General features: G+C 66.5%; 25 protein-coding genes. 16 read left to right on the top strand and 9 right to left on the bottom strand.

Annotation, left to right across the window (positions count from 1 at the left end; translation table 11 throughout):
- Positions 1 to 2: 2 nt before the first annotated feature.
- The 4 genes from AM590_RS06540 (at position 3) to AM590_RS06525 (ending at position 4,874) form a co-directional block, all read left to right on the top strand.
- Entirely contained in the window at positions 3 to 1,409 is a 1,407-nt protein-coding gene (locus AM590_RS06540) for an ATP synthase subunit B (RefSeq protein WP_042663443.1), read from the top strand.
- Positions 1,410 to 1,538: 129 nt separating this feature from the next.
- Positions 1,539 to 3,515, top strand: coding sequence for a bacterio-opsin activator domain-containing protein (locus tag AM590_RS06535; protein WP_058826760.1), 1,977 nt, complete (start codon positions 1,539 to 1,541; stop codon positions 3,513 to 3,515).
- A gap of 198 nt (positions 3,516 to 3,713) precedes the next feature.
- Positions 3,714 to 4,403 carry a V-type ATP synthase subunit D gene (locus AM590_RS06530; RefSeq protein ID WP_058826759.1) on the top strand — a complete coding sequence of 230 codons (690 nt, stop codon included), beginning with the start codon at positions 3,714 to 3,716 and terminating at the stop codon, positions 4,401 to 4,403.
- 87 nt (positions 4,404 to 4,490) lie between these two features.
- Positions 4,491 to 4,874, top strand: coding sequence for a DUF6276 family protein (locus tag AM590_RS06525; protein WP_058826758.1), 384 nt, complete (start codon positions 4,491 to 4,493; stop codon positions 4,872 to 4,874).
- 59 nt (positions 4,875 to 4,933) lie between these two features.
- Here the strand turns inward: AM590_RS06525 and prf1 are convergent, their stop codons facing one another.
- Positions 4,934 to 6,178 (bottom strand): peptide chain release factor aRF-1, encoded by a 1,245-nt coding sequence (gene prf1, locus AM590_RS06520; RefSeq protein WP_058826757.1) that lies wholly within the window; start codon positions 6,176 to 6,178, stop codon positions 4,934 to 4,936.
- A 154-nt stretch (positions 6,179 to 6,332) separates the two neighbouring features.
- Between prf1 and minD the strand changes: the two genes are divergently transcribed.
- Positions 6,333 to 8,135 (top strand): cell division ATPase MinD, encoded by a 1,803-nt coding sequence (gene minD / locus AM590_RS06515; protein WP_058826897.1) that lies wholly within the window; start codon positions 6,333 to 6,335, stop codon positions 8,133 to 8,135.
- A 39-nt stretch (positions 8,136 to 8,174) separates the two neighbouring features.
- Positions 8,175 to 8,312, top strand: a complete 138-nt coding sequence (locus AM590_RS20765; protein ID WP_172795768.1) for a hypothetical protein — start codon at positions 8,175 to 8,177, stop codon at positions 8,310 to 8,312.
- A gap of 45 nt (positions 8,313 to 8,357) precedes the next feature.
- Here AM590_RS20765 and argS read toward each other — a convergent pair whose 3' ends face one another.
- The gene (gene argS, locus AM590_RS06510) at positions 8,358 to 10,121 is read right to left on the bottom strand and encodes an arginine--tRNA ligase (RefSeq protein ID WP_058826756.1); all 1,764 of its coding nucleotides are present in this window, start codon (positions 10,119 to 10,121) and stop codon (positions 8,358 to 8,360) included.
- A gap of 243 nt (positions 10,122 to 10,364) precedes the next feature.
- Here argS and AM590_RS21245 point away from each other — a divergent pair, with 243 nt between their 5' ends.
- The 3 genes from AM590_RS21245 to ribB all read left to right on the top strand — a co-directional run bounded on the left by AM590_RS21245 (position 10,365) and on the right by ribB (position 12,243).
- Positions 10,365 to 10,487 carry a hypothetical protein gene (locus tag AM590_RS21245; protein WP_004969035.1) on the top strand — a complete coding sequence of 41 codons (123 nt, stop codon included), beginning with the start codon at positions 10,365 to 10,367 and terminating at the stop codon, positions 10,485 to 10,487.
- 329 nt (positions 10,488 to 10,816) lie between these two features.
- Complete coding sequence (locus tag AM590_RS06505) at positions 10,817 to 11,557, top strand: DUF120 domain-containing protein (protein ID WP_172795767.1); 741 nt, start codon at positions 10,817 to 10,819, stop codon at positions 11,555 to 11,557.
- The gene (gene ribB / locus AM590_RS06500; RefSeq protein WP_058826755.1) at positions 11,554 to 12,243 is read left to right on the top strand and encodes a 3,4-dihydroxy-2-butanone-4-phosphate synthase; all 690 of its coding nucleotides are present in this window, start codon (positions 11,554 to 11,556) and stop codon (positions 12,241 to 12,243) included. Before AM590_RS06505 ends, ribB begins: the two co-directional genes overlap by 4 nt.
- A 29-nt stretch (positions 12,244 to 12,272) precedes the next feature.
- Here the strand turns inward: ribB and AM590_RS06495 are convergent, their stop codons facing one another.
- Positions 12,273 to 13,163, bottom strand: a complete 891-nt coding sequence (locus AM590_RS06495; RefSeq protein WP_058826754.1) for an NAD(P)-dependent oxidoreductase — start codon at positions 13,161 to 13,163, stop codon at positions 12,273 to 12,275.
- Positions 13,164 to 13,253: 90 nt separating this feature from the next.
- Here AM590_RS06495 and AM590_RS06490 point away from each other — a divergent pair, with 90 nt between their 5' ends.
- A complete protein-coding gene (locus AM590_RS06490; RefSeq protein ID WP_042663448.1) occupies positions 13,254 to 14,192 on the top strand; it encodes a branched-chain amino acid transaminase in 939 nt (312 codons plus the stop codon).
- Positions 14,193 to 14,276: 84 nt separating this feature from the next.
- Here the strand turns inward: AM590_RS06490 and AM590_RS06485 are convergent, their stop codons facing one another.
- Positions 14,277 to 14,921, bottom strand: a complete 645-nt coding sequence (locus AM590_RS06485; RefSeq protein WP_058826753.1) for a DUF502 domain-containing protein — start codon at positions 14,919 to 14,921, stop codon at positions 14,277 to 14,279.
- 81 nt (positions 14,922 to 15,002) lie between these two features.
- Positions 15,003 to 15,842 (bottom strand): proline dehydrogenase family protein, encoded by an 840-nt coding sequence (locus AM590_RS06480; RefSeq protein ID WP_058826752.1) that lies wholly within the window; start codon positions 15,840 to 15,842, stop codon positions 15,003 to 15,005.
- Between the two features lie 126 nt (positions 15,843 to 15,968).
- Between AM590_RS06480 and AM590_RS06475 the strand changes: the two genes are divergently transcribed.
- Entirely contained in the window at positions 15,969 to 16,511 is a 543-nt protein-coding gene (locus AM590_RS06475) for a CDP-2,3-bis-(O-geranylgeranyl)-sn-glycerol synthase (protein WP_058826751.1), read from the top strand.
- A gap of 260 nt (positions 16,512 to 16,771) precedes the next feature.
- Here AM590_RS06475 and AM590_RS06470 read toward each other — a convergent pair whose 3' ends face one another.
- The gene (locus AM590_RS06470) at positions 16,772 to 17,158 is read right to left on the bottom strand and encodes a hypothetical protein (protein WP_058826750.1); all 387 of its coding nucleotides are present in this window, start codon (positions 17,156 to 17,158) and stop codon (positions 16,772 to 16,774) included.
- Between the two features lie 109 nt (positions 17,159 to 17,267).
- Here AM590_RS06470 and pyrE point away from each other — a divergent pair, with 109 nt between their 5' ends.
- The 4 genes from pyrE (at position 17,268) to AM590_RS06450 (ending at position 20,613) form a co-directional block, all read left to right on the top strand.
- Entirely contained in the window at positions 17,268 to 17,798 is a 531-nt protein-coding gene (pyrE, locus tag AM590_RS06465) for an orotate phosphoribosyltransferase (RefSeq protein ID WP_058826749.1), read from the top strand.
- A 74-nt stretch (positions 17,799 to 17,872) separates the two neighbouring features.
- A complete protein-coding gene (locus AM590_RS06460; protein ID WP_004969046.1) occupies positions 17,873 to 18,586 on the top strand; it encodes a phosphoribosyltransferase family protein in 714 nt (237 codons plus the stop codon).
- Positions 18,587 to 18,775: 189 nt separating this feature from the next.
- Positions 18,776 to 20,248, top strand: coding sequence for an NCS2 family permease (locus AM590_RS06455; RefSeq protein WP_058826748.1), 1,473 nt, complete (start codon positions 18,776 to 18,778; stop codon positions 20,246 to 20,248).
- A 110-nt stretch (positions 20,249 to 20,358) separates the two neighbouring features.
- Entirely contained in the window at positions 20,359 to 20,613 is a 255-nt protein-coding gene (locus AM590_RS06450) for a glutathione S-transferase N-terminal domain-containing protein (RefSeq protein ID WP_058826747.1), read from the top strand.
- 49 nt (positions 20,614 to 20,662) lie between these two features.
- Here the strand turns inward: AM590_RS06450 and AM590_RS06445 are convergent, their stop codons facing one another.
- A complete protein-coding gene (locus AM590_RS06445; RefSeq protein ID WP_058826746.1) occupies positions 20,663 to 21,046 on the bottom strand; it encodes an MmcQ/YjbR family DNA-binding protein in 384 nt (127 codons plus the stop codon).
- Between the two features lie 70 nt (positions 21,047 to 21,116).
- The gene (locus tag AM590_RS06440) at positions 21,117 to 22,091 is read right to left on the bottom strand and encodes a transcriptional regulator (protein WP_058826745.1); all 975 of its coding nucleotides are present in this window, start codon (positions 22,089 to 22,091) and stop codon (positions 21,117 to 21,119) included.
- A 142-nt stretch (positions 22,092 to 22,233) separates the two neighbouring features.
- On the opposite strand from AM590_RS06440, the gene AM590_RS06435 reads away from it, so the two are divergent.
- Positions 22,234 to 23,502, top strand: coding sequence for a tRNA(Ile)(2)-agmatinylcytidine synthase (locus AM590_RS06435; RefSeq protein WP_058826744.1), 1,269 nt, complete (start codon positions 22,234 to 22,236; stop codon positions 23,500 to 23,502).
- Between the two features lie 24 nt (positions 23,503 to 23,526).
- Here AM590_RS06435 and AM590_RS06430 read toward each other — a convergent pair whose 3' ends face one another.
- The gene (locus AM590_RS06430) at positions 23,527 to 23,991 is read right to left on the bottom strand and encodes a hypothetical protein (RefSeq protein WP_058826743.1); all 465 of its coding nucleotides are present in this window, start codon (positions 23,989 to 23,991) and stop codon (positions 23,527 to 23,529) included.
- Positions 23,992 to 24,005 lie beyond the last annotated feature (14 nt).

Here is a 24,005-nt window from a genome sequence, read left to right as displayed (position 1 = left end):
CCATGAAGGAATACCAGACTATCACCGAAATCAGCGGCCCGCTGGTGTTCGCCGAGGTCGACGAGCCGATCGGTTACGACGAAATCGTCGAAATCGAGACGCCCCAAGGCGAAACCAAGCGCGGACAGGTTCTCGAATCCTCCGAGGGCCTCGTCGCGATTCAGGTGTTCGAAGGCACGACCGGTATCGACAGGAACGCGTCCGTCAGGTTCCTCGGCGAGACCCTCAAGATGCCCGTGACCGAGGACCTCCTCGGGCGCGTGCTCGACGGGTCCGGCCAGCCCATCGACGGCGGCCCCGAAATCGTCCCCGACGAGCGTCGGGACATCGTCGGCGCGGCAATCAACCCCTACTCCCGCGAGTACCCCGAGGAGTTCATCCAGACCGGCGTCTCCGCCATCGACGGCATGAACACCCTCGTCCGCGGCCAGAAGCTCCCCATCTTCTCCGCGTCGGGGCTTCCCCACAACAACCTCGCGCTCCAGATCGCCCGTCAGGCGACGGTGCCCGAGGACGAAGACAGCGGCGAAGAGTCCGAGTTCGCAGTTGTCTTCGGCGCGATGGGTATCACGCAGGAAGAGGCAAACGAGTTCATGGAGGACTTCGAGCGCACGGGCGCACTCGAGCGCTCCGTCGTCTTCACGAACCTCGCGGACGACCCCGCAGTCGAGCGGACGGTCACGCCGCGTCTCGCCCTCACGACTGCCGAGTACCTCGCGTTCGACAAGGACTACCACGTCCTCGTCATCCTGACCGACATGACCAACTACTGCGAGGCGCTCCGCGAAATCGGTGCGGCTCGTGAAGAGGTCCCCGGTCGCCGTGGTTACCCGGGTTACATGTACACCGACCTTGCACAGCTCTACGAGCGTGCGGGTCGTATCGAGGGACGCGAAGGGTCTGTCACGCAGATTCCCATCCTCACGATGCCGGGTGACGACGACACGCACCCGATTCCGGACCTGACCGGGTACATCACCGAGGGGCAGATCTACATCGACCGCGACCTCAACTCGCAGGGTATCCGCCCGCCGATCAACCCGCTTCCGTCCCTGTCGCGTCTCATGGACGACGGTATCGGCGAGGGCCTCACCCGCGAGGACCACGCCGACGTGTCCGACCAGATGTACGCGGCGTACGCGGAGGGTGAAGACCTGCGCGACCTCGTGAACATCGTCGGTCGCGAGGCGCTGTCCGAGCGTGACAACAAGTACCTCGACTTCGCCGAGCGCTTCGAAGCCGAGTTCGTCAACCAGGGCTTCGACACGGACCGGTCCATCGAGGACACTCTCGACATCGGCTGGGACCTCCTGTCGATGCTCCCGAAGTCCGAGCTCAACCGTATCGACGAGGAGCTCATCGAGGACTACTACGAAGAAGACGCCGAGTCGGTCGAAGCGGAAGCCTAGACCCCGACGAACGCCGCGTTCGTCCCTCGGTTCGATTCTCCTCTTCTATTCGCGTCGTTCGTCTCCCGAGCCGCGCGGCCGCGCGCCGCCCGCGAGAACTTCCTTACGTCTCGGCCACGACGACCCCACATGGATGCCACTTCGTCTCTCGCTCGCGTCCTCGCGGTCGTCGGTCCCGCCGTCGACCGGGAGCGACTGCTGGACGTACTCTCGCCGCTTTCGGTGTCGGTCACCTCGTCGGTCGGGGCGGCGGGCCAGCGCGCCGAGGACGAACAGGTCGACTGCGTCGTGCTCGCGACCGACCGACTCGCGGACGTGGAGGCGGTCCACGGCGCGCTCGCGGTCCCGCTTGTCGTCGTCGTCCCGAGCGACGGTGACCTCTCGGCGGCGGCCGCCCGCGACGCCGGCGCGGCCGACGTGGTCCCGGTCGTCGATTCGAACCTCTTCGAGCGGCTTCCGGAGCGGGTCGAAAGCGTCGTCGCGTGGCGTCGCCGCGGCGCGGCGGCCGCGAGCAAGATAACGGAGGACCTGAAAGAACAGGCGATAGACGAGGCTCCGGTCGGCATCACCGTCGCCGACTGCTCGCTGCCCGACCGACCGCTCGTCTACGTCAACGAGGCGTTCGAGACGATGACCGGCTACTCGGCCGACGCGGCGCTGGGGCGGAACTGCCGATACCTTCAGGGACCGAACACCGACCCCGAGCGAGTCGCCGAACTCCGCCGCGCCATCGAGGCCGAGGAGGCGGCGTCGGTCGAACTGCTGAACTACCGCGCGAACGGCGAGACGTTCTGGAACCGGGTCGATGTCGCGCCACTGAGCGGACCGGACGGCGAGGTGACACACTACGTCGGCTTCCAGACCGACATCACAGAGCGCATGCGCGCGGAGGCGGCCGCCGAGCGGTACGCCGCGCGGGTCGACGAAGAGCGCGCGCGCCTCCAGACGCTCGTCGAGCACATCGAGGGGCTGCTGGAGGACGTGACGAGCGCGCTCGTCCGCGCGGAGAGCAGACAGGAGCTCGAAGCGGCCGTCTGCGATCGAGTCACCGCCGCCGGCTCGTTCGACTGCGCGTGGGTTGGCCACTGCGACCTCGCACCGGCGGTCATCGTCCCAAACGAGCGGGCCGGAACCGACACTGGATTCCTCGACGGCCTCGAAATCGACCGGTCTGACCCCAGCGACCCCACCGCCCGCGCCGCGGAGACGCGGACCGTCCAGTCGGCGACCGTCGGCGATGAGAACGTCTCCGCGGAGGCGCTCGTCCCGTTCGACTCCGTCATCGCGGTCCCGCTAGTCCACAGCGGGACGCTGTACGGCGTCCTGACGGTCTACACCGATGCTGCGGAACTCGACGACCAGGTTCGGGTGGTGTTCGGGACGCTCGGCAGGGCGGTCGGCGCGGCCATCGACGCGTTCGAGAGCCGGCGGTCCCTGCTGTCCGACGAGCGGCTCGAACTCGAACTCGAGGTGCGCGACGAGACGCAGCCGCTGGTCCGACTCGCCGCCGCGGGGAACTGCGAACTCTCGTACCGCGGTTCGGCCCAACACGACGACGGGACCGTGAGTCTGTTCGTCTCGACGGACCCCGCGACGGAGTTCGAGGAAGCCGACACCGACCTCGACGGTCTTCGGAGCGTCGACGTCCTTCCCCGCGGTGACGACGCCGAACTCTACGAACTCACTTTCGCCGACGGGTCGCTCGTCCACCTCGTCGCCGACGCGGGCGGGCGACTCGTCGACCTCGAAGTAGACCGCCTCGGCTGTCGGTTTACGGTCGTCGTCCCCGACCGCGTGGCGGGGCGGGCGCTCCTCGACGACTTCAAGACGGTCGCGGCGAACGCCGAACTCCGCTCCGTCACGAACCGGTCCGAACCGCCGGAGGCGCGCCGCGAGTTCGTCGCGAGCGTCAACGACGACCTCACCGACCGCCAGCAGTCGGCCCTCCAACTCGCCTACCTCGGCGGGTATTTCGAGTGGCCGCACGCCGTCACCGGCGACGAACTCGCGGAGACGATGGGCGTCTCGCGGGCGACGTTTCACCAACATCTGCACGCGGCGGAGCGAAAACTCATCTCTCGATTTTTCGATGGAGAACCGTACTAACGGGTATATCCGGATTTTTGACAGCTGCTCGATGTCTCCCGCCCCCGGGACGCCGACATCAGCGCCCGTGACGACCCGCGAACTGAATCGCGGTCTCGACCCACAGACGTGACGCCTTCCCGTCACGACCGGTTCCGGCCGGTCTGGCCGGCCAGACAGTAAAAGATTAACACCCCAGGCGAACAACCCCCGCCAACGATGGCCGAAGACGTCAAGCCGACCCGCAAGAACTTGATGGCGATCGAAGATCGCATCGAACTCTCCGAGCGGGGCCACGACACGCTCGAGCAGAAGCGTGACGGGCTCATCATGGAGTTCATGGACATCCTCGACCAGGCCCAGGACGTGCGGGCCAACCTCAATCAGGACTACGAGCGCGCGCAGAACAAAATCAACATGGCCCGCGCCATGGAGGGCGACGTGGCGGTCCGCGGCGCGGCCGCCGCGCTGAAGGAGTACCCCGAAATCACGACGCAGTCGAAGAACATCATGGGTGTCGTCGTCCCGCAGATCGAGTCCTCGCGCGTGAAAAAGAGCCTCGACCAGCGCGGCTACGGCCTGCTCGGCTCCTCGGCCCGCATCGACGAGGCCGCGGACGCCTACGAGCAACTCCTCGAATCCATCATCCTCGCCGCGGAGGTCGAGACGGCGATGAAGAAGATGCTCGAAGAGATCGAGACGACGAAGCGCCGCGTCAACGCGCTCGAGTTCAAGCTCCTGCCGGAGCTCTACGAGAACCAGGAGTACATCGAGCAGAAGCTCGAAGAACAGGAACGCGAGGAAATCTTCCGTCTGAAGAAGATCAAGGCGAAGAAGGAAGAAGAAGAGAAGGAAGAGCGCGCCGCCGAGAAAGCGGCGGCCGAAGCGGAAGCGGCGACGGCCGACTGACCCGACTGATCCGTTCTCTCTCGATTCCGTTCTCTTCTCGGTCGAGTCTCCGACCGTTTTTCACCGTCTCGGCGCGTAGAGACTCTCATGTCCTGTCCCGACTGCGACGGTGAACTCGCCGTCTTCGCAGTGCCCGAACCGCTAGCGTCTCACGCGCCCGAGGCGGCGCTGACCGTCGGGTTGTGCGCCGGCTGCCTCCGACTTCATCCGACGGAGACGGTGCCGACCGACGGCGACTCGCGGCCGTTCGCGGACGTGCTTCCCGAGGGCGACGCGGGCGCTGCGGTCGTGCTTCTCGTCGGCATGCTCGACTCGCTGGCGCTCAACCGCGCCGGCATCGTCGACTGCGTCGAGTTCGCCGAACGGTCTGGAATCGACGTGCATCTCACGCTCGACCGGCTCCAGCGGGAGGCGGCCGACCCGCACTTCGATGTCGCCCGTCGGCAGGCGCAGTTGGACGCGTTCCTCTGAGCGCCGCCGCTCTGTACCGTTTGACACCGTGGCGCGCGAAGACGCCGAGGAGGAGTCGCTTAGACGCCGGTGGAGTACCGGAGAATGCCGGCGATACCGCCGAACGCGTCGTAGAGCTGTTCGCCTTTCTCGAAGTCCGTGCTGATGAACTTCGTCTCGGTGCCGCGCTGGTCGGCGAGGTCCATGAGCCACTCGATGACGTCCTCGCGCTCTTTCAGTTCGGCCTCCGAGCCGCCTTCGCACTCGTGGGTGGGCGTGTTGTGACGGTGGTCGACGAGTTCGTACTCCTCTTGGCCGTCGCAGTCGTAGATGGCGATATCCTTTCGGAGGTCCTCGGAGATGAGGAGGCGGTCGACCGACCCCATCACGAGGTTCTTCCGGGTCGCCTCGAACCCGTAGGTGGACTCGTTGCCGCGGTGGAGCTTCTCGAAGAACTCCTCCATCTGCTTTTTGTCCTTCATGACCTCCTGGTCGGCCAGCGCGTCCTGACCGGCGTCGACGAGGTCGTAGAGGCCGGACTCGTCGGTGTAGGCCACGTCGAACTTCCCGACGACGAGGTCCTGCAGTTCGTGGTGGAGGTAGTCTCCGTCGAGGAACTCGTCTTTCGTCGGCGAGGGGCCGCCCACGAGGATGCCGTCCATCTCGTGTCGCTTGGGGACGAACAGGTCGTTCGCCATGCCGGCGACCTCTTGATAGAAGTTGTCGATGGCTTCGAGGCGGAGGCGGGCGAAACGCTGGGCGGACTGACCACCTTTGCGCTGCTTCCCGGGGACGAGCGACGAGGCGCTCTTGACCGGCTCGACGCGCTTGCCCTTGAGCCAGCCGACGTTGGCCTCGCGGCGGTCGAGGACGATGAGCCCGAACAGGCCCTTGTCCATGAGCATGTCCTCGAGCGGTCCGGTGAGGAAGTTCGAGTCGCAGTGGTACCGGAACGACTGAATCGGCTCCGGCGGGCTCTCCAGCACCTTCGTGACCATGTCGGTCTGGCCGCCGCCGGAGTTGACCGCACCGGAGAACATGACGATACCGCGGTCCGGTGGGAAGGTGTCGTAGTAACGGAGACGGTCCTTGATGCTCGTCAGGGCGTCTTGGACGTTCGTTCGCGTCTGCTTCGATTTGATGTTAGACGCTTCGCTGTGCTCTGTGATGACGTGTTCGACCACGTCGGAAATCTGCTTGTCTTCGGGGATGTAGATGGTGACGAGCTGCGTTCCTGACCCTTCGTACTCTCGCAGGTCCTCGATGACCTTCTTGAATTCGTACTTTCGGCGGTCCTCGCTCGCCTCCTCGGCGTCGCTACTCATCACTCCACCTAGTCCCTCCAGCGGCTAAGTAACCTTTGACTGGTCACGTTCCGCGGTATCCCGCCGCACGAGCCGCCCTACGACCCGACTTCGAGACGAGCGCGGTCGGAGAACATTTATGTGGCTGTCACGGGTGGACTTCGACGTTGGAATTATGGCCCGGGTGTACGCAGTTGCCAGCGCGAAAGGCGGGGTTGGAAAGACGACGACCACGGCCAACCTCGGGACGACGCTCGCGATGGCCGGTCACGATGTCGTCGTCGTCGACGGTGACCTCGGGATGCCGAATCTCGCCGGCGCGCTCGGCGTCGACCCGGATGGGGCGACGCTTCACGACGTATTGACAGGCGAGTCGGCGGTCGAGGCGGCCGTCTACGAGGGACCGGTAGGACTCTCGGTGCTCCCCGGCTCGAACGCCCTCGAAGCGTTCGCGACGGCGAACGCGAAGGAGCTCGAACCGGTCGTCTCGGCGCTCGAAGCGAGCTACGATATCGTCATCATCGACACCGGCGCGGGGCTGAGTGACGACACCTTCGTCCCGCTGAAGCTCGCCGACGAGGTCGTCTTGGTCTCGACGACCGAGCGCGAGGCGCTCGGCGACACCGAAAAGACCCGACAGCTCGGCGAGCGCATCGGCGCTGACGTGGTCGGCGTCGTCCTCACGCGCGTTAACCAGTCGAACCCGAACGCCGACGTGGTCGCCTCGCTCCTCGACGCTGGCGTCATCGCCGTCGTCCCCGAGGACCCGGCCATCCGCGAGGCGCTCAGCACGCAGGTTCCGGTCGTCGCCCGCTCGCCCGACAGCATCGCGGCCGCGGGCTACCGCGCCCTCGCCGAAGCGCTCACCGGTAAGCCGGTCCCGATTCCGGACGATGCGGTCGATTCGGTGGAGCCCGAGGCCACCGCGGACGAGTCGGACACGGAACCCGAACCGGCGGCCACCGCGGAATCAGCTTCCGACGTGGCCAGCGACGACGGCACGGCCGACGACGAAACGGACACGCCGGAGGAGAGTGAGCACACGTCGGTCGTTCAGGTCGATGCAGCCCCCGAAGCGGAGTCCGAGCCGGAACCGGAACCCGACGCCGAAGCCGAGACCACTGACACGGACCCAGAGTCGGCGGCCGAGACCATTGACGCCCCCGAACCGGACGACGACCTTGAGGCGTCGATTCCGTTCTCCGGCGGCTCCGTCGAGGCGTCGGACGACTCCGCCGAACTCGACGCGGACCCCGCCGAGGAGCCGGGCGAACCGGCGGTCGAAACGGATGCAGTCGCCGACCCGATGGGCGGTGACGACGCCGTCGAACCCGACGATGTCGTCGAAGCCCCAGACGCTCGTCAGGCCGCCGCCGAAGCCGGTGATGACGACGCGCCGGCCGACCCGTTGGCGGCGGACACGTCCGACGACTCGATGGTCGCCGACCCCGAACCGGTCGGCGACGTGGAACCGGAGAGTGACCCGCTGGCGGCGGACCTCGAAGCGGTCACTCGCGGCACCTCGACCGCCGACGAGGCCGCCTTGGATGTCGACGCCGACGCCGGTGCGACGGATGCGGACCCGCTCGCTGAAGGGGCGGTCGAAGAGGAGTCGGTCGGCGACCTGTCGCCCAGTTCACCGTCCGACGACGCCGTCGAGGCTCCCGAGGGGCGGGCGGACGATGCCGACCCGGTGACTGAGGGGTCCGAAGCTGAGGATTCCGAATCCGCGGAGTCCGTCCCTGCGGACTTCGATCCCGACGCCGAGGAGACGGACGCGCTCGGCGCGGACGAACCCCTCGTCGCCGAGGCCGAGCCGAGCACCGCCGACACTGATGCTGACGCCGACGAATCGCCCGAAGCCGGCGGCGACGAGGAGGGCGTCTACACCACCTCGCTCGTCGAGGAGGTCGAGTCGTTCGACGACGACGAGCGCGACGAGAAGAAAAAGGGGTTCTTCAGTCGCTTCCTCGGCTAAACGGGAAGGCCTTTTAGTCGCGTCTGCGGAAAGCCCTCTATGGCAGACTCTGAGTCCGTTCCCTTCTGGTGGATAGTGTTGTTTCTCGTCCTCGCGCTCGGCAGCGGTGCCGCCGTCGTCTTCTCGGTCGGCGGGTCGCTCCTCGCCGGGGCCGCGGCACTCCCGCTTTTCTTCTGAATCGCTCGAAAAAAGCCGTCGCCGAAGAACTCGCTTAGCCCGCGGTCACATCGACTCGGGCGCTTCCACGCCCACGATGGAGAGCGCGTTCGCCACCGCGTTCCGCGAGGCTTCGACGAGCGCGAGGCGGGCCGCGCCGACCTCCTCGTCGGCGTCGAGCACGGGGCACTCGCGGTAGAAGGTGTTGAACACCTCGGCGAGTTCGCGGGCGAACGTCGCCACGGTGTGGGGTTCGAGGTCGTCGGCCGCGGCCTCGACGACCGCGGGGAACCGCGCGATGGTCGCCAGTAGGTCGCGCTCGGCGTCGGTCGTCAGCACGGCGGGGTCGACCTCGTTCGCGTCGAGGCCGGCGGCGGCCGCCTCGTTGGCGATGCCGCAACAGCGCGCGTGGACGTACTGGATGTAGGGCGCGGACTGGGCCTCGAAGTTGAGCGCCTGGTCCCACTCGAAGGTGATGGTCTTCGTGGGCTGTTTGGAGACGATGTCGTAGCGAACCGCGCCGATGCCGACCTGCCGGGCGATGCGGTCGATGTCGGCCTCGCCGAGGTCGTCGTCGCGGGTGCGGCCTTCGAGGCGGGTCTCGACCTCGTCGCGGGCGCGGTCGATGGCCTCGTCGAGGAGGTCGTCGAGCATGACGCCCGTCCCCTTTCGGGTGGACATCGTCTCGCCGCCGGGGAGGTTGACCCACGAGTAGATGACGTTCTCCAGTTTGTCCACGTCGTTGCCGAGGATGTCGAGCGCGGCCCGGAGCTGTCCGGACTGGAGTTTGTGGTCCTCGCCGAGGACGGTCACGGCGCGGTCGTAGTTGTCGAACTTCCACTCGTGGTGGGCGAGGTCGCGCGTCGTGTACAGCGAGGTGTCGTCCGACCGGAGGAACACGAGATTCTTCTCGAAGCCGTAGTCGTCGAGTTCGAGCTGCCACGCGTCTTCCTCGTAGACGGCGTGGTCGGTCTCCTTGAGGCGCTCGGCGAGGTCGCGGGTGCTCCCGTCGAACATGAATCGCGTCTCCTTGACGAACTCGTCGAACTCCGCGGGGAGGCGTTCGAGACACTCGCGCATGCCGCCGAGCACCTGGTCGACCACGGTCTCGACGCGGGCGTACGTCTCTTCGTCGCCCTCCTCGATGCCCTGGAGAATCTCGGTGATTTCGGCTTCGGCCTGTTCGACTTCCTCGGGGTCGGCCTCCTCGAGGAAGGCGTTGCCCTTGCGGTAGTAACGGACGAGGTCGTACTCGACGCGCTCGCGCGCGGGTTCGCCGTCGAGTTCGTCCTCGTCGAACGTCTCGTAGGCCCACGTGAAGACAGCCATCTGGCGACCGGCGTCGTTCACGTAGTAGTGGCGGTCGACGTCGTTGCCGGCGAAGTCGAGCAGGTTGGCGACGGCGTCGCCGATGACCGGGTTGCGGGTGCGGCCGACGTGGACCGGACCGGTCGGGTTCGCGCTCGTGTGCTCGACGACGACGCTGTCGCCGGTCGCGGGCAGGCGACCGTACTCCTCGTCGGCCGCGGCGGCGTCGAGGGTGTCGTCGTAGTAGGCGTCGGAGACGTGGAAGTTGACGTACGGGCCCTGCGTGTCGACCGCGGCGAGGTAGTCGTAGCCCTCGACGGAGAGTTCCTCGGCGATGTCGGCGGCGATTTTCGGCGGCGGCGCGCCGACGACCCCGGCGAGTCGGAAGGCGACGCTGGAGGCGAGCGTCGCGGGTACGTCCTCCGGCGGTTCCTCGACCCCGAGGTCGTCGGTGGGCAGGTCGAGCGACGAGAGCGCCGCAGAGAGCGCCGTCTCGACCTCCTCACGGAACTGTCTGAACATGTACGCGGATTCTCGATAGGCGGCTAAAGGCCTTTCCGAACCGCCCGAGCGACCCGCGGGTCCCGCTGGCTGGGGACGTTCGTTTCCCTCGGTTTACGGGGTGGTCTTAGCACCACCTGTGCCAATACCTTACCAGTTAGGTAATAGTGGTATATCGTAAGCGGACGACATTCAAATCACGGGCGGCGACCCGCCGCTCTCACCACCCCACCCATGAGTCAATGCAACCACTGCGATGCGTTCGTGTCGAACAACTTCGTCCGCGTCTTCGGCGACGAGGACGGCAACGTCTACGCGTGTCCCAGTTGCTCGGCGAACGCGGGTATCTCACAGGTCAGCACCGAGCGGAGAGCGTCCTCCCTCTGAAGTCGCTGTTCGCCCGTCGACCTTGCCGGGTCCGAAGTTCGCGGAATCACACGCCCACCGCCACCCCACCTCACCCCACCCCACTGCCCCCACAGCACTCCCCGCGTATCCACGCACCCACACCGACTTCGGCGGTCGACACCGATCCCCCAAATCACGCGGTACGACTACGCTTCCCCCGGAACGTCCCCTTCTCACCGCGATAGACTGACCGACGGACTTACCCGTCCGCGATTGGAACTGTCGCGTATCCACGGCGGTCCCGCCCCGCCGCTTCCCTCCGCGTCAACCATCTCACTTTTGGAACGCATTCCACATACGATACGCTTATGAGGCGCGCGTTCGAAGCCGGGAGTATGTCAGAATCGGCAGTCGCCGCGGCGGTCGGGTACGACGAGTTGGCTACGCTCAAACTCGTCGCGCTCGACGGCGGGCGCTCCGGCCCGGTCAAGCTCTCCTGTTCCGGCGTCGCGAACCGACTCGACGTGTCGAACCAGACGGCCTCGCGCCGCCTCCAGCGGCTCGAAGAGGCCGACTTCATCGACCGCGAGGTCGTCGCCGACGGCCAGTGGATAACCATCACCGACGCGGGCGAGTCCGCGCTCAGAAAGGAGTACGCCGACTACCGGCGAATCTTCGAGACGCCTTCCGTGGTCGTTTTCGACGGCGAGGTCACCGGGGGAATGGGCGAGGGCCGCCACTACATCTCGCTTTCGGGCTACATGGAACAGTTCAAAGACCGACTCGGCTACGAGCCGTTCCCCGGCACGCTGAACGTCCGCCTCGACGACGACGCGGTCCGCGCCCGCGCCGGGATGACCGCCCTCGACGCGGTTCCCATCGACGGCTGGGAGGACGACGAGCGCACCTTCGGCCCGGCGACGTGCTACGCCGCCTCGGTCGCAGTCGGCGACGAGTCCTACGAGCCGGTCCACATCATCGTCCCCGAGCGGACACACCACGACGAGTCGCAACTGGAGATAATCGCGCCGGACAAACTCCGCGACGAACTCGACCTCGACGACGGCGACGCGGTCACGGTCCGCGTCGAGGAGGCGGCGTACGAATGAGCCGAACTGCCGAATCCACCGGCGACTTCGACGCCGTCTCGTGCGTTCTCGACGCCTTCCGCGCCGGCGAGCCGGTGCTCATCCACGACTTCGACGACCGCGAGGGCGAGACTGACCTCGTCTACCCCGCGGGTGCGGTCGGCCCCGCCGACGTGGCCCGGATGCGCAACGACGCCGGCGGCCTCGTCTGCGTCGCCCTCCCGAACGACGTGTCCGAGTCCCTCGGCCTCCCGTTTATGGACGACGTGCTCGACCACCCGGCCGCGTCGTCGCACGACCTCGCGTACGACTCGCGGTCGTCGTTTTCGTTCACCGTGAACCATCGCGACTCGTTTACGGGCATCACCGACCGCGACCGCGCGATGACCATCTCTCGACTCGCGCCCGTCGCCGAGGCCGCCCGCGCCGGCGAGTACGACGCCGACGACTTCGGCGGCGAGTTCCGCGCGCCCGGCCACGTCCACCTGCTCCGCGGCGCGCCGAACCTGCTTTCGGACCGGCAGGGCCACACCGAACTCGGCCTCGCCTTGGCCGACGTGGCTGGTATCCCGCCCGCGGTCGTCGTCTGCGAGATGCTCGACGACGAGACCGGCGCGGCCCTCTCGAAGGACGCCGCCCGCGACTACGCCGACCGACACGGCTTCGCCTTCGTCGACGGCGACGGCCTCATCGACGAACTCGTCTGAGCGACAGGCGACCGCCCCGGTTTACCTTCTCACGCGCGCCCGTCGCGCCACGACCACGTCGGTTCCCAGCCGAGCAGCCGCTCCGCCTTCTCGGTCGAGACGAGCGCCTCGTGGCCCGAAAGCGGCGTTCTCACCTCCGCGCCGGGGTAGACCTCCCGGGCGACTGTCTCTGACTCGACGGTCGTCGAGGTGTCGGCGGCCGCGGCCCAGAACACCTCGTGGCCCGCGAAGTCGGCTTCGAGCGCCCGGCGGACGAGCCGCGCGGCGTCCTCTTTGCCGAGGTACGAAAAGAGTGTGTTGCGCGCGGTGTGGAAGTGCCCCGCGTCCTGCAGTCCCGACAGCGATCGGTCGGCCTCGGCGAACGTTTGCCTCGCCTCCTCCTCGCTCGGCATCCACGGGAATCGGAGGCTGGCGACCGTCTCGGGAGCGTCGTCGCGGCGGACGAACCCCGCGGCGGTCTGCTCGGCGACGTACTTCCCGAGGCCGTAGGGGTTCGAGGGCGTCGCGCGGTGAGTCTCGTCCACCGGGAGGAAGTCGATTCGAGCGGGGTCGGGTTCGAAGCTCCCGCCGATGGCGCTCATGCTGGAGGCGACGACCACGCGGTCGATGCCGAGCGCGGCGGCGACTTCGAGGACGACGTAGGTCGATTGGACGTTGCTCTCGAAGACGCGGTGGCCGGGGTCGTTCGTCGGCGTCGAGATGGTTCCGAGGTGGACGAGCGCGTCGGCGTCGACGTCGCTGAGCGCCGCGGTGAGGTCGCCCGGGTCGAGCGCGCTCACGCGGTAGTCGTGGTCCGCGAGCGACGACTCGCTGTGCCGCGAGAGGTTCGTGACGGTGTAACCGCTCGCGCGGAGGTGGGCGACGACGGCCGGTCCGATATTTCCGGTCCCACCCGTGACCGCGACGGATTCGAGGCTCATACTCCGACATGGCGGCCCGCGAACAAAACGCCGGGGGCGGCGGTGGTCGGGTCGTCATGATTTTAGAGGGGGGCCGCCGAAGGCCACTACATGGGATTTGAAGAGATGGATGTCTCGACGATCTGGCAGAGTGGAGAGTACAAGGACTGGGAGGACGCGACGGTGCACGTCCTCACTCACGGTCTCCACTACGGGACGGGCGTCTTCGAGGGGGTTCGGGCCTACGACACCGACCGCGGCCCGGCCATCTTCCGCTGGGAGGAGCACCTCGAACGGCTCTATCAGTCCGCGAAGCCCTACGACATGGAGATTCCCTACACGCGCGAGGAACTCACCGAGGCGACGCTGGAGGTCATCCGGCGCAACGACCTCGACGGCGGCTACATCCGTCCCATCGCGTTCTACGGCTACGACTCGCTCGGCGTCAGCCCCAAGGACAACCCGACCGAGGTCGCCATCGCGGCGTGGCCGTGGGGCACCTACCTCGGCGAGGACGCGCTCGAAAACGGCGTCGACGTGATGGTCTCGTCGTGGCGCAAGCACGCCTCCAGCCAGATTCCGACGAACGCGAAGACGACCGGTCTCTACGTGAACTCCATGCTCGCGGGCGAGGAAGCCCGCCGCAACGGCTACGTCGAAGCCATCGTCCTGAACAAGGAGGGCAACGTCGCCGAGGGCCCCGGCGAGAACATCTTCATGGTCCGCGACGGGAAGATTTACACCCCCGGTCTCTCCCAGAGCATCCTCGACGGCATCACCCGCGACACCGTCATCACGCTCGCCCGCGAGCGCGGCTACGAGGTCGACGACAGCGCGACTATCAGCCGCGGCGAACTCAACACGGCCGACGAGCTGTTCTTCACCGGCAGCGCCGCCGAAGTGACTCCCATCCGCAAGGTCGACAACGTCGTCATCGGCGAGGGCACCCGCGGCCCGGTCACGGAGGAGCTGCAGACCGCCTTCTTCGACCTCGTGGAGCGTCGCACCGACGACCACGAAGAGTGGTTCACCTACGTCGACGAGCAGTAGCCGTAGACGCCCGCGAAAACGAGCTTCCTTTTCACGTCACTGTACCGCCGCGTCCCGATAGCGACGGCCGCCGCCGCCGAATCCTTACTCGTTGCTGGGGACGCGCCCGTCGCCGGACTCCTCGGTCACTTCGATGTTGAACTCGTCCACGTGGTCCTGTTCTGCGAATCCGGCCGAGAGGACGCGCGTGAGGGCCTCTTCGACCTTCTCGCCGGTCTCCTCGATGTCTTCGGGGTCGACTTCCATCACGAACCCGGTGGTGATGTTCGGCGCGGTCGGCATGAAGACGATCTCCTTGCCGTCTTTGGTCTTCTTCCCGGTCTTGAACGCGGTCATTCGGATGCCCGGCCACGTTTCGAGACGGACCGGCTTCTGGAGGTCTTCGGTGCCGGTGAGCGCGGTTTCGACCGCGAGCTTAGAAGCGTTGTAGACGACGCGAACGAGCGGGACTTTGTTCATGGAGGCGTCGAGGCCGGATTCGAGCAGGCGGCCGGCCGTCGTCCGCATCAGGTAGCCGACCGAGAGGACTAACAGCAGGAAAATAATAATGGAGATGACAAATCCGAGCGCCTCCGAAAGCGGCGTCACCGTCCCGTCGGTGGAAAGAATTGTCGCAACGTACGGAATCGACGTGATTCCGTTATAAAAGAAGGCGAGGATGTACAGGATGACGATGAGCGGAACGAGAACCACGAGGCCGCTGGCGAAGTCGCGTCTCCACGAGGACATTGATATCGGGTACGTGAACCCGCGGGCATAAGGGGATTTCTAGTGTGGGACGAGAGACACGCGCCGCGTTCCAGCGCTCGCTCAGACGCCGACGACGGCCCGGAGCGCGAACAGGGCGTTTTCCTTGCGCTCGCGGACCCGGCGATAGAAGTACGAGAACCACTTGTCGCCGTAGGGCGCGTACTGCCACACCTCGACGCCGTCGGCGGCGAGTTCGCGCTGGGCGTCCTCGCGCACGCCCATGAGCATCTGCACCTCGTAGTCGCGGTCGTACTCTGCACCGAGGTCGCGCGCGTAGGTTATCATCTCGGGGTCGTGGCTCCCGACGGCGATACCGCCGTCGTACTCCCGAAACAGGTACGCGAGGAGTTCCTTGTACGCCTCGTTCACCGCCGATTTCTGCTTGTGGGCGACCGCGGCGGGCTCGTCGTACGCGCCCTTGACGAGGCGAATCTTCCCCGGCACGTCGGCGAGGCGTTCGAGGTCGTCGGGCGTGCGCTTGAGGTTCGCCTGCACGCACAGTCCCATCCCGCCGTCGAACTCGCGGGCGAGTTCCTCGAAGGCGTCGAGGGTCACGTCGGTCGTCTCGTGGTCCTCCATGTCGCACCACAGGAAGACGCCGTGCTCGTCGGCCGCCTCGGCGATGCGCCGGTAGTTCTCCTCGAACACGTGGTCGCCCGCGTCGAGGCCGATTTGTGAGGGTTTGACCGACACGCAGGCGTCGATGCCGGTCGAGGCGATGTCCTCGACGAGCCGGACGTAGGCCGCCGCGTCCTCGTCCGCGGGGGCGCGGTCGTCGTAGTGCTCCCCGAGGAGGTTGAGGATGACCGCCACGCCGTCGTCGTTCATCCGTCGGGCGTGGTCGAGCGCTCCCGCCGCGGACTCTCCCGCGACGAACCTGCTCGCGATGGGCGGAATCATAACGAACGATTACGACCCTCAGCTATTGAGGGTTATCATCGATTCGGACGCGAAATCGAACGACTCCGGCGCCTCGCCCGGCGACGAACCGTCGGAACTTACATTCCTCGCCGCCGACGGGTCGGTATGGTCGTCTCTCTCGTCGCCACCGCCTTCTGGGCGATGCTGCCCGCGTACGTGCCGAACAACGCCGCCGTCCTCGCGGGCGGCGGTCGTCCCATCGACGGCGGGCGCACGTGGGGCGGCCGGCGCGTCCTCGGGGACGGAAAGACGTGGCGCGGCACCGCCGCCGGGACGCTGGCCGGGACGCTCCTCGCCGTCGCCCTCAACGCCGTCGGGCCCGCGGTCTCGGGCGCGCTCGGCGTCTCGCTTCCGACGTTCCCGCTCGCCGCCGGGTTCGGCCTCGCGCTCGGCGCGATGCTCGGCGATATCGGCGCGTCGTTCCTCAAGCGCCGCTCGGGCCGCGAGCGCGGTGCCGCGTTCCCCGGTCTCGACCAACTCGACTTCGTCGTCGGCGCGCTCGTCCTCGCGCTGGTCGCCGCGCCCGGGTGGTTCTCGGCGACGTTCACCCTGCCCGTGCTCGCGGTCGTGCTCGTGATGACGCCCGTGCTCCACGTCGTCACCAACGTCGGCGCGTACCTCCTCGGGCTGAAAAACGAGCCCTGGTGACCCACTTTTTTCTGCGTCGGGGTCGCCTCCGGCGACCCGCTCCTTGAAAAACCTGGAGGAAAAAAGGCCGCGAGACTCGGCCTTCGGCCTCGTTCGCGGTACAGTAACAGAACGATTGCTGAACCGGTTCAACCGGACCTCGACACGTCAGTTCTCCACGAACTGTCGAATATCGTCGGCAACGTCTCCTTCCTGTTCCTCAGGAACTCCTGCAAACCAGCTAAGCACCCGGTCTTCCTGTTTCTGTGTCTCCCCAATAACTACATCATCAGATATGAAACACGAAAGACCACGTTGTGCATCGTGGTGCGTCCGTCGTCCTCGTCCGCGGATTGAAACTCGATACAGCGGACGAACTCAACCTTCTCTAAGACGACTGAGGTATCGAGAAGTGACCCGGTTTCCTGTCGAGCCACAACCAGCCAGTCTTTGCCGTGTTCCACAGGGAAGGCGAGAAGTGTCCACCCGTGAGAACCATCGTCCAGCAGCAGCACGTCTCCCTTGGCGTTGGTTATACCGACAACTGCGTGGCTGTCGACCCTCTCAGCAACTGACTCGAACGCCTCTGAAGGAAGCTGTCTCGTTTCGTCGTCGAACGGAACTTCAACTCGGTTCCACAGGTGGTCCGGGTCGGAGAACGAATTCATATCTTCTCTTATAGGTAGGGTGATCTATTTCTCGGGTACGGCCGACTATTTGTGCCGCTCACCCCGAACCAACCCGCTTAAGCGCCTCCCTGAACCCTCTCGAAACAAGATGGCGAACACAGCACTCATCGAGGCGCTCCGAGCCGCCGACGCGGTCCAGTTCGGCGAGTTCGAGCTCTCTCACGGCGGCACGTCGAGCTACTACGTGGACAAGTACCTCTTCGAGACCGACCCCCGGTGTCTGAAGCTCATCGCCGAGGCGTTCGCGGAGCGCGTCGCGGACGACGACAAACTGGCCGGCGTCGCGCTCGGCGCGGTCCCGCTCGTGGCCGCGACCGCGGTCGAGACGAACAAGCCGTACGTCATCGCCCGCAAGAAGGCGAAGGAGTACGGGACGGCAAAGCGAATCGAAGGCGCACTGGAGGAGGGCGAGGAGGTCGTCGTCCTCGAAGACATCGCGACGACGGGCCAGAGCGCCGTCGACGCCGTGGAGGCGCTCCGCGAGGCCGGCGCGGTCGTTGACCGCGTCATCGTCGTCGTGGACCGACAGGAGGGCGCAGCCGAGCTGTTAGCCGAACACGACATCGAACTGGAGTCGCTTCTCACCGCCGAGGACCTGCTGGCTGACGCCGACCGCTAATACACGCTTGTGACTAATTCACTCGGAATCGGCAATCGAAGTATTCATTTTTGTGCAAGTACGAAGGCGGAGGCATGAACAGAGCAGAGAAGGCCGCACTCCAGTTGCAGGCTGTCTCCGTGCTCCGGATGCTCAAAGAGACCCGGACGTACGACGAGCTGGCCGAACTCACGGGACTGCCGGCCGGCGACCTCAACCGTTACGTCAACGGGCACGTCCTGCCCGGGGTCGAACGCGCCCGCGAGGTCGTCGAGGGCGTTGGCCGCGACGCGCTCGCCGACGAACTCGAAGCCCGCGTCCGATTCGACGACGAAGGCTACGTCGATAACTCCGGCGTCGTCTTCGACCAGTCGTTCCTCGACCTCGTCGCGCCCGTCGCGGCGAACACACTGAACCTCGAACGGCCCGACGTGATTCTGACCGCGGCGACCGACGGCATCACCCTCGGCGCGGCGATGGCGAGCTACTTCGGCGCGCGCCTCGCGTACGCGAAGAAGTCGAAAGAGACCGCCGTCGAGGACTTCATCGAGTCGCGCCAGCGCCTCGCGTCCGGCATCGAACTCACCTACTACCTCCCCGCCAGCGCCATCGACGACGGCGAGCGCGTCCTCGTCGTCGACGACCTCATCCGCTCGGGCGAGACGCAGGAACTCCTCTTGGACATCGCGCTGCAGGCCGACGCCGACATCGCCGGCGTCTTCGCGCTCATCGCCGTCGGCGACGAGGGGACGAACCGCGCCCGCGAGCTCACCGACGCCCCGGTCGGCGCGCTGAGCAGTTTCGACTGAGGCGCTCCCGCGGTCGCTCGAATAAACGGTTCAAAACTCGTTAGTTCACTTACAACTGGTGGGGAAATAGGCACTTCTGTGCCGTTCTCACACACTGAATAGGTAGTTTAACTCACGTCCGTGGATAATTCTGTTCGGGAGGATGGTAATGCTTATGTGTGCAATCGTGGGTATGCTTAGTCGTGCATCATGGGGCTCTCTGAAACCCTCGCAAACTACTTCGACGTGCATAAACACGGGTCCACGGTCAGGACCGAGATTCTCGCGGGCATCACGACGTTCCTCACGATGTCGTACATCGTCGTCGTCAACCCGTCGCTTCTCACAGACCAACCGTACATCGAGGGCGTCGACGGCATCGCCATCGCCGGGTACACGCCGGGGGAGGTTCAGTCCATGCTCGCCGTCGTCACCATCCTCGCGGCCGCCATCGCGACTATGGTTATGGCGTTCTACGCCAATCGACCCTTCGCGCAAGCGCCGGGCCTCGGCCTGAACGCCTTCTTCGCGTTCACCGTCGTCGGCGCGTTAGGCGTCCCGTGGCAGACGGCGCTCGCGGCCGTCTTCGTCGAGGGTGTCATCTTCATCGCGCTCACCGCCGTCGGCGCGCGGGAAGCCATCATCAAGGTGTTCCCCGAACCGGTCAAGATGGCCGTCGGAACCGGTATCGGGCTGTTCTTAGCGATTATCGGGTTACAGGCGATGGGCATCGTCGTCAACGACAATGCGACGCTCATCACGATGGGCGACCTCGCGTCGAACCCCGTCGCCATCGTCTCCATCGTCGGCCTGTTCTTCACGTTCGCGCTCTACGCCGCAGGTATTCCAGGTTCGATTATCATCGGCATCGCCGGCACGGCGATTGTCGGATGGGCAGTTACTGCCTTCGGATTCGTTGCTCCTGATGCGGGTCTGGTCGTAGGTGCAACGACGACAACGATTTCGCTCCCTCTGCTTGGTGCTGTTGACCTCGTTATGCCCGGTGGAGGTGCCGCCACCTACGACATCACGCCCCTCGCAGGCGCGTTCATCTCCGGCTTCGGCAACGTCGAGGCGTTCAGTTTCGCCCTCATCGTCATCACGTTCTTCTTCGTCGACTTCTTCGACACCGCCGGCACCCTCGTCGGCGTCGGTCAGGTCGCGGGCTTCCTCGACGAGAACGGCGACCTCCCCGACATCGACAAGCCGCTCATGGCCGACGCGGTCGGCACCACCGCGGGCGCGATGCTCGGCACCTCGACGGTCACGACGTACATCGAGTCCGCCACCGGCGTCGAAGAGGGCGGCCGCACGGGCCTCTCCGCGCTCGTCGTCGCCCTCTTGTTCCTCGGTTCGCTCGCCATCGTCCCGCTCGCAACTGCTATCCCGCAGTACGCCTCCCACATCGCGCTCGTCGTCATCGGCGTCGTGATGCTCCGCAACGTCGTCGACGTCGCGTGGGACGACATCACCGTCACTATCCCCGCCGGCATGACCATCCTCGTCATGCCCTTCACGTACTCCATCGCCTACGGCATCGCGGCGGGCATCGTCTCGTACCCGCTCGTGAAGGTCGCAGCCGGTGAGTACGACGAGGTCAGTGCCGGCCAGTGGGCACTCGCCGTCGCGTTCTTCCTCTACTTCGTCATCCGCACCTCGGGCATGCTGCAAGCGCAGGTCTGAGGCGCCGCTCGCGACCGCTCGGTCCCCCCGCAGGCGTGCGTTTCTCTCCGATGCGTCCGCGACACACACCACCGCCGCGTTTTTCCGCTCGGACTCCATACCTCCGAGCGATGTCTCAACTCGTCCTCTACGAACTGCAGGGCTGTCCGTACTGCGCGAAAGTGAAGAACAAGCTCGCTGAACTCAACCTCGAATACGAGTCGCAGATGGTCCCCAGCGCTCACGCCGAGCGCACGGAGGTCGAGGAGGTAAGCGGCCAGACTGGCGTCCCCGTCCTCGTCGACGAGGAACACGGCGTCGAGGGGATGCCCGAGAGCGACGATATCGTCGACTACCTCGAAGAGACCTACGGCTCGGCGGCGTAACTCCGTCCCCTCCGTCCGGTTCGTCCCACGGTGAGCGTCGCGCTCTCGCTTACTGTTCTCGTTTTCGACCCACAGCCGCCTCGTAGCTCGCGCGGAGCGCGTCCGAGAGTTCGGCGATTCGGCTCGGTTCGATATCGACGGTCGCCCACGACCCGACGACGCGACCGTTCGCCTCGAACGGCAGGACGCGGTGTCGTTCCGCCACCGCCGCTCGCGACTCGGCCGACAGCGACGTAAGCGAGAGCCCCTGCTCGGAGACGACGGCGAAGAGCGTCCCGTTCGCCCGAAACGACGGGCAGCCGAAAAGCACCGTCCGCTCGACCGCCGGCCACGACGCGGCCTCGCGCCACGCCGCGGCCGCGAGCGTTTCGACGGCGGCCCGCGATTTCTCACTCACCCCGTCGTTCCCGTTCGGCCCTCGCACGTTCGACATAGCAACCGCTACGCTGGCGACGATGATAACCATAGTACTAACCGCACGATAGCGTGCCGCGACCCTGCGGTTAGCTCTCTGCGGGGTCGCGGGTCCGCTCGCGAATCAGGTCGCGAATCTCGTCGGGGTCGTCGATGGCGGCGAGTTCCTCACAGCTGACGATGCCGGTGCCGTCGACCGACTCGCGCTTCTGCTGTTCCTCGACGAAGTAGACGGAGCGCGTCCGCGTGATTTCGCCGAGCGAAGACATGATTTGGGCGCGCTTTTCGGCGCTCCTGGTGAACGACGAGTGACCCGTGAGGACGTTCGTCTCCTTCTTGCGTCCGGCGTCCTCGCTGACGGCCTTGAACGGTGCGCGGGCGGTCGGGTGGACGGTGAAGCCGGCGCGCGTCAACACCGACAGGACGTGTTCGTCGTCGGGGTCCACGTCGGGGTCGTCGGGCGTCGGCTCGGCGTCGCGCACGTCCTCCGCGCCCGTGAGCACGTCGACCGGGTTCGAGAACGGCCGGTCGAACAGCTCTTCGAGGTGAATCGCCACTTCGATGCTCGCGTTCATGCCGTTTTCGTACTTCGAGACGGTGCGCCGCGAGACGCCGAGCTCGGTCGCGAGCTGTCCGAGGCTCCACCCGCGTTCTTGCCGCTCTTCGGCGAGCACGTCGCCGTCGAGGCTCACATACAGTCCGCCGGGGGCGGCGTAGATGAGCGGGGGAACCTCCTCGACGAACAGGTCCATGGCGGTGTCGGGGTTCAACACCGGCACGCCGTGGCGGAAGTAGACGACGCCGGGTTTGAGGTCCTCGTCTCGGGTCCGAAGCCCGACGACCAACGGCGTGGCGTCGAGGTACGAACCGAGGCGTCGCATCTCGGAGCCGGTGATGCCGTCGAACGCGTCGATGTTCCCCAGTATCTTGAGGAGCAACAGGTCCTCACCCCTGCGGGCGGCGAGGTCGAAGCTCTTCGGCCGGATGGCGATGCGGTCGCTCACGACGAAGCCCGCGTCTTGGAGCATCGCGGCGACATTACCAACCAGCGCTGACCGGGACATAGGGGGCAATAAGCGATTCGGCCCATAAAGCGTTTTCCCCGGTATCGTCGCCCTCGCCGACGTGTATCCCTTCTCGATGCCGCATTTATATAGCCGCGACCGACCCGAAAGGCGTTACTGCGCCCTCCGGCAATCTCCGCCGATGACCGTCATCGGCCTCGACGACACCGACTCCCGCACCCTCGGGATGTGTACGACCTACCTGGCGACGCTCGTCGCCGAGGCCGTCGAGGCCCACGGGGGGAACGTCGAGCGACGACTTCTCGTCCGCCTGAACCCGGCGGTCGAACACAAGACCCGCGGGAACGCGGCGCTGGCGATTCACACCGACCTCCCCGCAGGCGCGGCGTTCGACCTCGCCCGCGAGGAACTCGACCGCTGGGCCGTCCTCGACGACGACCGAACCAGTCCGGGCATCGTCGTCGCGCCGGGGTCCGCCGACACGGTTTCGACCGCCGTCGCCGACTTCGCCCGCGACGCCGTCCGCGACTTCCACGACCTCGACGCCGCGGTCGACCTCGCCGAGCGCTCCGGGTTCCTGACCGAGGGCTGGCACGGTGGGCGGGGCCGCATCGGCTCGCTCGCGGCCGTCGGCGCGTGGGCCGCCTTCGACGAGTGGACCTACGAACACATCTCCTACCGCGAGTTCCACCGCTGCGGGACGCCCCGCGAGGTCGATTTGGACTCCGTCTTCGACGCCGCCGACGCGGCGTATCCCGACGCGTGGGACACCGTGGACCGCGAGGAGGGCGAGGCCGTCTGCGTGCCGAACGCGCCGGGGCCGATTCTCCACGGCATCCGCGGCGACGACGCCGACACCGTCCGCGAGGTTGCTGCGGCCATCGACTCGGAGCCCATCGACCGCTCGGCGACGTTTCTCACGAACCAGGGGACCGACGCGCACCTCCGCGACGGCGTCGTCTCGGACCTCCGCGACGGCCGCGCCTACCGCGTCGCCGGGACCGTCGCCTCCGGCCCGGAGACGCGCGCCGGCGGCCACGTCTTTTTCGACCTCGAAGCCGGCGACTCGACGGTCTCCGTCGCCGCCTTCGAACCGACGAAGCGCTTCCGACACCGAGTGCGGGCGCTCCGCGTCGGCGACGCGCTCACCGCCTGCGGCGAGGTCGGAGACGGGACGCTCAAACTGGAGAAGTTCGCGGTCCGCGACCTCGTTCGGACGGAACCCGCGACGCCCGTCTGTCCCGACTGCGGGCGGACGATGAAAAGTGCCGGACGGAATCAGGGCTACCGGTGTCGCGACTGCGGGACCGACGCGCCCGGCAAAGTCGAGCGGGCGGTCGACCGTGACCTCGAACTCGGCTGGTACGAGGTGCCGCCGTGCGCCCGCCGACACATCGCCAAACCGCTCGTTCGCGGTGGATTCGACGCGGCGACGCACCCCGAACGCTGAGGTCGCGGCCCGCGGTTTCTGCGTTTAGGACTCCGAGTACCGCGCCCAGTCTTGAACGACGAGCACGTTCGTGTTCTCGCGACGGTCGACGAACGAACTCCCTGCGGGCGGTTTCACGTCCACGACGAGCGTTCCGTCCTCGCGGTTCGCACCGAGTTCGGCGTCGACGTGAACAGTCGCTGCCCCGCCGCCGCCGGTCTTCGCCGTCGCCACGCCGTCGATTTCTGCGGTTCCAGATTTCACGATAACCGTCGCGCCCTCGACGGGGTTTCCTTCGTGGTCGACGACGGTGAAGTCGAGGTCCTGTGCGCCCGGGCCGACCACGTCGGGCGCCGGCTTCACGTCGAGTTCCGAGGTGGCGAGGCCCTGCACTCCCGAGAGCATGTTGAGCATGACGCTCATGCTGGCGACGCCGACCACGAGAGCGACGACGAGACGGACCGGGAGCCCTTCGATGGCGCGCGTGTCTGACCGAAACGTATCGAGCATGGGCCGTCTGGCCG

The organism is Haloferax sp. Q22 (assembly GCF_001482285.1).
Lineage (GTDB): Archaea > Halobacteriota > Halobacteria > Halobacteriales > Haloferacaceae > Haloferax.
Note: the sequence above shows the minus strand (reverse complement) of the source record. Positions and strands in the feature narration are given on the sequence as shown.

Excerpts from the sequence above, each read along its gene's own strand:
- argS (WP_058826756.1), bottom strand. The coding sequence starts at position 10,121 with ATGTTCAGACAGTTCCGTGAGGAGGTCGAGACGGCGCTCTCTGCGGCG.
- AM590_RS06540 (WP_042663443.1), top strand. The coding sequence starts at position 3 with ATGAAGGAATACCAGACTATCACCGAAATCAGCGGCCCGCTGGTGTTC.
- AM590_RS06505 (WP_172795767.1), top strand. The coding sequence starts at position 10,817 with ATGAGGCGCGCGTTCGAAGCCGGGAGTATGTCAGAATCGGCAGTCGCC.
- AM590_RS06475 (WP_058826751.1), top strand. The coding sequence starts at position 15,969 with ATGGTCGTCTCTCTCGTCGCCACCGCCTTCTGGGCGATGCTGCCCGCG.
- AM590_RS06490 (WP_042663448.1), top strand. The coding sequence starts at position 13,254 with ATGGGATTTGAAGAGATGGATGTCTCGACGATCTGGCAGAGTGGAGAG.
- AM590_RS20765 (WP_172795768.1), top strand. The coding sequence starts at position 8,175 with ATGGCAGACTCTGAGTCCGTTCCCTTCTGGTGGATAGTGTTGTTTCTC.
- AM590_RS06430 (WP_058826743.1), bottom strand. The coding sequence starts at position 23,991 with ATGCTCGATACGTTTCGGTCAGACACGCGCGCCATCGAAGGGCTCCCG.
- AM590_RS06525 (WP_058826758.1), top strand. The coding sequence starts at position 4,491 with ATGTCCTGTCCCGACTGCGACGGTGAACTCGCCGTCTTCGCAGTGCCC.
- pyrE (WP_058826749.1), top strand. The coding sequence starts at position 17,268 with ATGGCGAACACAGCACTCATCGAGGCGCTCCGAGCCGCCGACGCGGTC.
- AM590_RS06530 (WP_058826759.1), top strand. The coding sequence starts at position 3,714 with ATGGCCGAAGACGTCAAGCCGACCCGCAAGAACTTGATGGCGATCGAA.
- AM590_RS06535 (WP_058826760.1), top strand. The coding sequence starts at position 1,539 with ATGGATGCCACTTCGTCTCTCGCTCGCGTCCTCGCGGTCGTCGGTCCC.
- AM590_RS06460 (WP_004969046.1), top strand. The coding sequence starts at position 17,873 with ATGAACAGAGCAGAGAAGGCCGCACTCCAGTTGCAGGCTGTCTCCGTG.
- AM590_RS06435 (WP_058826744.1), top strand. The coding sequence starts at position 22,234 with ATGACCGTCATCGGCCTCGACGACACCGACTCCCGCACCCTCGGGATG.
- AM590_RS06480 (WP_058826752.1), bottom strand. The coding sequence starts at position 15,842 with ATGATTCCGCCCATCGCGAGCAGGTTCGTCGCGGGAGAGTCCGCGGCG.
- AM590_RS06450 (WP_058826747.1), top strand. The coding sequence starts at position 20,359 with ATGTCTCAACTCGTCCTCTACGAACTGCAGGGCTGTCCGTACTGCGCG.
- AM590_RS06445 (WP_058826746.1), bottom strand. The coding sequence starts at position 21,046 with ATGTCGAACGTGCGAGGGCCGAACGGGAACGACGGGGTGAGTGAGAAA.
- AM590_RS06470 (WP_058826750.1), bottom strand. The coding sequence starts at position 17,158 with ATGAATTCGTTCTCCGACCCGGACCACCTGTGGAACCGAGTTGAAGTT.
- AM590_RS06455 (WP_058826748.1), top strand. The coding sequence starts at position 18,776 with ATGGGGCTCTCTGAAACCCTCGCAAACTACTTCGACGTGCATAAACAC.
- AM590_RS06440 (WP_058826745.1), bottom strand. The coding sequence starts at position 22,091 with ATGTCCCGGTCAGCGCTGGTTGGTAATGTCGCCGCGATGCTCCAAGAC.
- AM590_RS06485 (WP_058826753.1), bottom strand. The coding sequence starts at position 14,921 with ATGTCCTCGTGGAGACGCGACTTCGCCAGCGGCCTCGTGGTTCTCGTT.
- prf1 (WP_058826757.1), bottom strand. The coding sequence starts at position 6,178 with ATGAGTAGCGACGCCGAGGAGGCGAGCGAGGACCGCCGAAAGTACGAA.
- ribB (WP_058826755.1), top strand. The coding sequence starts at position 11,554 with ATGAGCCGAACTGCCGAATCCACCGGCGACTTCGACGCCGTCTCGTGC.
- AM590_RS06495 (WP_058826754.1), bottom strand. The coding sequence starts at position 13,163 with ATGAGCCTCGAATCCGTCGCGGTCACGGGTGGGACCGGAAATATCGGA.
- minD (WP_058826897.1), top strand. The coding sequence starts at position 6,333 with ATGGCCCGGGTGTACGCAGTTGCCAGCGCGAAAGGCGGGGTTGGAAAG.